Source organism: Okeania sp. KiyG1, assembly GCF_014132355.1.
Taxonomy (GTDB): Bacteria; Cyanobacteriota; Cyanobacteriia; order Cyanobacteriales; family Microcoleaceae; genus Okeania.
On record NZ_BLZO01000061.1, the window covers coordinates 38,451 to 45,405 of the forward strand.

Sequence of the window (6,955 nt, forward strand, 5' to 3'; positions counted from 1 at the left end):
GTAAAACTTACCTTTGAAAGATGGTTGAAAGCAGATAAAAATGGGCAGAAATTAGGAAAACCAAGGTTTAATGGAATAGGTCGTTATCGTAGCTTGATTTACCCTCAAATCAAGCAAGAATGTTTTGAGGTAAATAAGATGAATTTACCTACTTTTGGTAAAGTAAAGTTGATTCAACATCGACCATTGCCGTCAGGTTTTAAAATTAAAACCGTTACTATTAGCCGTAAAGCTGATGGCTATTATCTCACACTATCCTTAGAATATAAATCGGTTCCTAAATTTAATTCTGATGTCGAACCGACAACAGAAAATACTCTCTTAATCGATATGGGATTGAAAGATTTTTTGGTAACAAGTGATGGAGATACAATCCTAATACCTCAATATTATCGCTCTCCTCAGAAGCGATTAAAGACTCTAAAAAAACGTTTATCCCGGAAAAAGAAAGGCAGCAAAAGATGGTTAAAAGCTGTAAAAGCTGTAGCTAAACAACATAAAAAGGTTGCCGATAAACGTAAATATTTTCATTTTAAAACAGCCAATGAATTGTTATCACTCATCTGAAGTTATCCAATACGAAAACTTAAATATTAAAGATCTAGCAAAGACCCGTTTGAGTAAATCAATTAATGATGCTGGATGGGGTCAATTTCTGTCTATTCTTGCTGTCAAAGCCGTTAGCGCAGCTCCTCTGTTTGCGTTTGCGCAGCATCCCGTAGGGAAGCATGACCTAGGAAAAGAGGCAAATTCTGGACAAAAAACTATAGCTGTGAATCCTCAAAATACCAGCCAAGATTGCTCGAATTGCGGTGAAAAAGTCCTGAAAGAATTATCTCAAAGAACTCATTCTTACCCACACTGCGGTATCGTCATAGACCGCGACTTGAATGCAGCAATAAATATAAAAAATAGGGCGGCGGGGCATCCCGTCCTTAAAGCTCGTGAAGTCCGATGCAGTGGCAGGACTGCGAAACGAGAAGCCCACACTAAGCTGACGCTATAGTGTGGGAGTATGTAACCAGTGGAAATTTCTCTTGATAATTTGTGGAACCAAGTTTTAGAAAGATTGCAACTACAATTAAGCCGACCTACTTTTGAAACATGGATTAAAACAGCCAATGCCCAACAACTAGAAAATAACTGTTTGGTAATTTGTACACCTAACCCTTTTGCCAGAAATTGGTTACAGAAATACTATATAAAAACTATTGCTGATGTTGTACATGATATTCTCGGTCATCCTGTAGAAATTTACCTAACTACAGCGGGAGAAATTACGGGTAAAGATAATTCAGAACCTATATGGTCGGAAAATAAGGTTGCCGATCTTTCAGAAAGTTTATCTAGTCAAAAGCCTAAACCAGCAAATCTAAATCCGAAATATATGTTTTCTAGGTTTGTGGTTGGTCCTAATAATCGTATGGCTCATGCAGCTTCTTTAGCAGTAGCTGAGTCTCCTGGACGAGAGTTTAATCCTTTATTTTTATGTGGTGGAGTGGGTTTAGGAAAAACTCATTTGATGCAAGCTATCGGTCATTATCGTTTGGAGATTTTGCCTGAATCTCAAATTTTTTATGTTTCTACGGAAAAGTTTACTAATGATTTAATTGTCGCTATTCGTAAAGATAGCCTCCAAAGTTTTAGAGAACATTATCGAACCGCTGATGTTTTGTTGGTAGATGATATTCAATTTATTGAGGGTAAAGAATATACTCAAGAAGAGTTTTTTCATACTTTTAATACTTTGCATGAAGCTGGCAAACAAGTAGTCTTAGCTTCTGATAGACCTCCTAATCAAATTCCTAGTTTACAAGAACGTCTTTGCTCTCGGTTTTCTATGGGATTAATTGCTGATATTCAAGCTCCTGATCTGGAAACTAGGATGGCAATTTTGCTGAAAAAATCTGAGTATGAAAATATGGTTTTGCCTAGGGATGTAATTGAGTATATTGCCTCTAGATATACTTCAAATATTCGGGAGTTGGAAGGTGCTTTGACTAGGGTTGTTACTTATATTTCTATTTCAGGTTTGCCGATGACTGTGGAGAATGTCGCACCTATTTTAAATCCACAAAATGAAAAATTAGAGGCATCTCCAGAAGCAGTTATTAAGGCTGTTTCAGAAGTTTTTAATGTGTCTATAGAGGATTTAAAAGGAAGTTCTAGAAAACGAGAAATTAGTTTGGCAAGACAAGTGGGAATGTTTTTGATGCGACAACATACTGATTTAAGTCTGCCAAAAATTGGGGAGGTTTTTGGTGGAAAGGACCATACAACTGTTATATATAGTTGCGATAAGATTGCCCAGCTACAAAATAATGATTTAAACTTAGGTCAAACTCTCAGACAGTTGAGCGATCGGATTAATTTTGCCAGTCGTCGTTAGTCAAAATTCAAAATTCAAAATTCAAAATTCAAAAGTAATATCTGACTGAGTTTGAGCATTTATAGAACCCCTAAGTGTATCTTTAATTTTCTCTTTTTTGTCAGGAATGTGATCGCCAATCATCCAAAAGTAGTTTCACGCCTCAAAATTAGACAAGAAGGAAAACTATAGATTTCACTTATCACGTCAGTAATTAAAATTATTTATTTTAATCAAACAAGTTCCGATTTTCCCCAAATTATTACAAAATATTTCACGCACTTGCGTTATTTTGAGGCATTTGGTATCATAGTTTGTACATAAGGTATTGTGCCAATGTTGCGTTTAAAAGTAAAAATTCTGTCTTGAATAAAGCTACAAGCAAGTATTTACGTTAATATCATCCAGAATATTTACATTTTTGGCAAAGGTGAATCATCTCAAAACGAGAAATTTTAGACAAGTAGAAATGCTTAAGTAATTATGGCTATTGACAGATAACAAGTTAATAGAGTAATAAGTTGCGACAGCATGTGAATAGTCCTAAGTTCATAATTTTTCGGTTTCCAGCAACCCTTATAGTTGTTAGGCTGCGTGAAAACGGCTTTCTGTCAGCCTTTGTATTTCAAGATAAAGCTCCGGTTAGGGGTTCTATAAATGTCCTAACCTATTTGCGTAATGCTATAACTATGAAATTTGAACTTTAGACTTGTGGAAAACTTGTGGAAAACTTGTGGAAAACTTGTGGAAAAATATAGAATCTGGACGATAATTGGATGGAAACAACTATAGTGCTACACAAATGTTTTAGGACATTCCTCTATTCCCTGTTCCCAGGTCTGGTGTTTCCTTGCAACTAAAATTTATTGTTCTAACCAAAAGAGGTAGTCAGGACTTACGCGGAGATTCTACATATAGGAAGGGCAAATGCCATTCACCCCTACAAGTGGTGATTTGACATACTCCCGACGCTCCCCTACGGGAGAGCGCGGGATTCTTCAGCCAGAGAAAAACTGACCGCAGTTTTAACAGAAGTGATGTCCTCCTCCTGTGTTGAAAACAATCCTATTTTTTGTATTAGGAGTGCTGAGTTATAGTCTCTGTCTAATTCCTGTCCACATTTAGCACAGGAATGCCAGCGTTCTGATAAACTTTTAGAGACTTTATTCAGACATTTCCAACAATGTTGGGATGTACCTTTTGGGTCTACTTTGATAATTTTTTTGCCTAGTTTCCAGGCTACATACTCCAAAACCTGAACAAACTGCCCAAAAGCTGCATCTTGCAAAGATTTATTTAATCCTGACTTAGCTGATTGACCATTGGGCAAAAACTGACCATTATCACCCAATTTAGCTTTGCAACGTCTGATTAAATTTGCTATTTGCAGGTCTTCTAAAAATATCACCTGACAGTCACTAAATAAATGATAAGCCAGTTTGAATTGCCAATCCAAACGTTGTCTAGCTATTAATTGATGCAGTCTAGATATTTTACCTTTGAGAATTTTCCAACTCTTTGAATGTTTGTGTTTTTAGCTAATCTCGCCTGAAGTTTAGACAAGCGATGCTCAGAACACCTGAAAAACTTCGGGACTTCTATAAATTCACCATCACTGGTAACAGCATAGTACAATAATCCTAAATCAATACCTTTTGAGTTATCTTCGGTGGGTTGAATTTCTGCACGCCTCAAAGGTACAGCTTGATCTTCTATCGTTAAGCTGATATACCATCCATCTGCCGCCCGTATCACTGTACCTGTTTTCACCTTGAATCCTATTGGTATTGAACGATTGTAGACAAAGGGGACTAAACCAATCTTTGGTAGATTTATACAAAAACGACCGTTGGCATTTTTGACTATGTTGGCATTTGATAGCTGAGGATAACTGAAAGAATTATAATAATGCCGACCTTTAAATTTAGGTCTACCACTGGTTTTACCCTTGTGATCAGGTTTGGTAAAGTTATCCATTGTTGTTTGCACACGCTGGATAACATCTTGCAACACCTGAGAGTGCATCAACTTATACTCAGGGAAAAGTTTTTTAGTCCGTGCTAAATCTGCTAGTTGAACAGTCTCCCAAACAACATATCCATTAACTGTGTTCGGATGCTTATCTCCTTTCCTTGTTATCGGATTACCAAAAATGTCCTTTTTTCTACCATCTCGTGTTTGTACCCTAAATTCAGGGATATTCTGATAAATCTGGTCTACTGGCACCACTGAAACATTAAGAGGACAAGCATTTACTGGTGTGCGTGTTGCTTCAAACCAGTTTAGCCTTTCAGCTAAACGGTAATTATATTGCTTTCTGGCCATTTCTAACCAATTGGCTATAATTACCGTTTGACTTTTATGGGGTTTTAGCTTGTACTTGTATTTCAGTAACATGGCAGAATCTACCAGGATTTCTATATTAGTTATTATAATGGCTATGTTAGAAATTTTCAATAGCTATAGCAAACAGGATCTTATGAAAACCACACACCCTGGCCCGGCTCTCATCCCGACGCTCCCCTACGGGAGAGCGCGGGACTTCCCGCCGGGGAAGTTAAAAGTCAATTTCCGTAAGTCCTGGTAGTGCTACTGAAACCGAAAAGGTTGCATAACCTCAAAAATACAAGCTAATCCAAAATTTTATTTCAAACCAACAGTGATTTTTTCCACAGGTTTTCCACAAGCTATTTATTTCTGAAAGCATTGATGTGGTTAAGAGTTTTTTAGAGTTTTCCACATTTTCCACAGATATTAATTTGATATTTTATTACTGATATTTTTTATCCAATGCTAGATATCTAGATTCCTCAAGTTAAGAATGTTAGGATTTCAGTCTGAGGTAAGTTTTCTCAAAAAAGCCTCTTGTTCCTTATATAACTAGCTAAACTCTAATGAAATTAACTTGTACTCAAAGTGACTTAAATAGTAATCTTTCTCTAGTCAGTCGCGCAGTTCCTTCTCGACCTACTCACCCAGTATTGGCAAATGTTTTATTAATAGCAGATGTAGAAAATCAGTGCTTAGAATTAACAGGGTTTGACTTAAGTTTAGGTATTCGTTCAAATTTTCCAGCAGTTGTAGAAACAGGTGGGAGTTTTACTTTACCTGCCAAATTATTTAATGATATTGTCTCCAGATTACCAGACGGTAATATTACTATTGATGATGATGAAGGGGAAGCGATCGCTACTCTTACTTCTACGTCTGGACGTTATGAAGTCCGAGGTATGGGAGGGGAGGAATATCCAGAGTTACCAAAGGTGGAAGATGGGGAGGTTATACATTTACCATCGGAAGCTTTAATTAATGGTTTAAAGGGAACTTTGTTTGCCACGAGTCCTGATGAAACAAAACAAGTTTTAACAGGGGTACATTTAAAGGTACAAAAAGATGGTTTGGAATTTGCAGCAACTGATGGTCATAGATTAGCAATTGTTAAGACTGAAAGTGTGGCACCAGAGGGTGAGTTAGAAGTAGAAGAAATTGAGGAGTTTGAAGTAACAATTCCTGCAAAAGCTTTACGAGAAGTTGAACGAATGATTGGAATGGATCAATCATCTGAAGCTGTTGCTTTGAGATTTGATGAAGGTCAGGTAATTTTTGAGCTAGGAGAACAATGTTTAACTAGCAGAAAATTGGAGGGTCAATATCCAGCTTACGGACAATTATTACCTGATAAGTTTACTAATCAAATTAATGTAGATAGGAAAGAATTTTTAGGAGCGGTGGAAAGAATTGCTGTTTTGGCTGACCAGAAAAATAATATTTTGAAGTGTTCTATTGATAGTGTTAATCAGGAGATTTATTTGTCTGTAGATGCTCAAGATGTTGGTAGTGGTAGAGAGTCTATGGCAGCACAAATTTCTGCTGATGAGCCGAATGAAATTGCTTTTAATGTTAAGTATTTGATTGAAGGTTTGAAGGCTATTCCTTCAGCTTCGGAGATTTCTATTCAGTTAAATACTGCTACAAGTCCGGTGGTTTTAAATCCATTGGGTGGGGTGAAAATGACTTATTTAATTATGCCTGTTCAGTTGAGAAATTAGTTGCTTCAAGTGATTTTTAAATCGTAAGTTGTAAGCATTTAGCCGTCAGCTATTAGCTAGCCTCCTACGGAGGAACTACGTTAACAGCTATTAATTTTGGGGAAGGTAAAAATAATTGAGAAATTGAGACAAAATGAGACAAAATAAAAATTACTGTTAAAGTTCCTTTCCTAAACCTTAGAAGTAATTGTTCATTACTAATTGCTGTTTGCGTAGCATGACCTAGGAATAGCGGACTGCTAATAGCTGTTTGCGCAGCAGTCCGCAGGAAATGCTTACCCTAAGTTTATCGTGGCAGATTGGATGATTTTATATGTCTAAATTTGCCCGATTTTTTTTAAGGGAGTATCTGCTAAATATAGTCATATTATGTAAGCATTCAGCCGTCAGCTATCAGCTATCAGCTATTTATTTTAGCTTGAAAGAAAACCTTTATTAATGAGGTGAATTGAATTTTACTATAAAAGCCGATTTTTAAAGGCTATATTCATTTAAAACCCCTCCTTAAGATTTAGATAGGGTTTGCTGTTTGCGTAGC

Annotated in this window: 6 protein-coding genes; 4 read left to right on the forward strand and 2 right to left on the reverse strand. The window is 36.6% G+C overall.

Going from position 1 to position 6,955, the window contains the following annotated elements:
• Positions 1-24 precede the first annotated feature (24 nt).
• From SAGCYANO_RS12725 to dnaA, 3 genes are read left to right on the forward strand one after another with little or no spacing between them, the layout of a single operon-like run.
• Entirely contained in the window at positions 25-567 is a 543-nt protein-coding gene (locus SAGCYANO_RS12725; protein ID WP_202220422.1) for an RNA-guided endonuclease TnpB family protein, read from the forward strand.
• Complete coding sequence (locus SAGCYANO_RS12730; RefSeq protein ID WP_202220423.1) at positions 545-1,006, forward strand: zinc ribbon domain-containing protein; 462 nt, start codon at positions 545-547, stop codon at positions 1,004-1,006. Before SAGCYANO_RS12725 ends, SAGCYANO_RS12730 begins: the two co-directional genes overlap by 23 nt.
• An 18-nt stretch (positions 1,007-1,024) precedes the next feature.
• On the forward strand, positions 1,025-2,389 hold the full coding sequence (gene dnaA / locus SAGCYANO_RS12735) for a chromosomal replication initiator protein DnaA (RefSeq protein WP_202220424.1): 1,365 nt from the start codon (positions 1,025-1,027) through the stop codon (positions 2,387-2,389).
• Positions 2,390-3,344: 955 nt separating this feature from the next.
• Here dnaA and SAGCYANO_RS12740 read toward each other — a convergent pair.
• A complete protein-coding gene (locus SAGCYANO_RS12740; protein ID WP_307785880.1) occupies positions 3,345-3,875 on the reverse strand; it encodes a transposase in 531 nt (176 codons plus the stop codon).
• Positions 3,839-4,765 (reverse strand): helix-turn-helix domain-containing protein, encoded by a 927-nt coding sequence (locus SAGCYANO_RS12745; RefSeq protein WP_202220426.1) that lies wholly within the window; start codon positions 4,763-4,765, stop codon positions 3,839-3,841. Before SAGCYANO_RS12745 ends, SAGCYANO_RS12740 begins: the two co-directional genes overlap by 37 nt.
• Positions 4,766-5,262: 497 nt before the next feature.
• On the opposite strand from SAGCYANO_RS12745, the gene dnaN reads away from it, so the two are divergent.
• Positions 5,263-6,417, forward strand: coding sequence for a DNA polymerase III subunit beta (gene dnaN, locus SAGCYANO_RS12750; protein ID WP_202220427.1), 1,155 nt, complete (start codon positions 5,263-5,265; stop codon positions 6,415-6,417).
• Positions 6,418-6,955 lie beyond the last annotated feature (538 nt).

Coding starts and splice junctions, on each gene's coding strand:
- SAGCYANO_RS12730 (WP_202220423.1), top strand. CDS start 545: ATGAATTGTTATCACTCATCTGAAGTTATCCAATACGAAAACTTAAAT.
- SAGCYANO_RS12745 (WP_202220426.1), bottom strand. CDS start 4,765: ATGTTACTGAAATACAAGTACAAGCTAAAACCCCATAAAAGTCAAACG.
- dnaN (WP_202220427.1), top strand. CDS start 5,263: ATGAAATTAACTTGTACTCAAAGTGACTTAAATAGTAATCTTTCTCTA.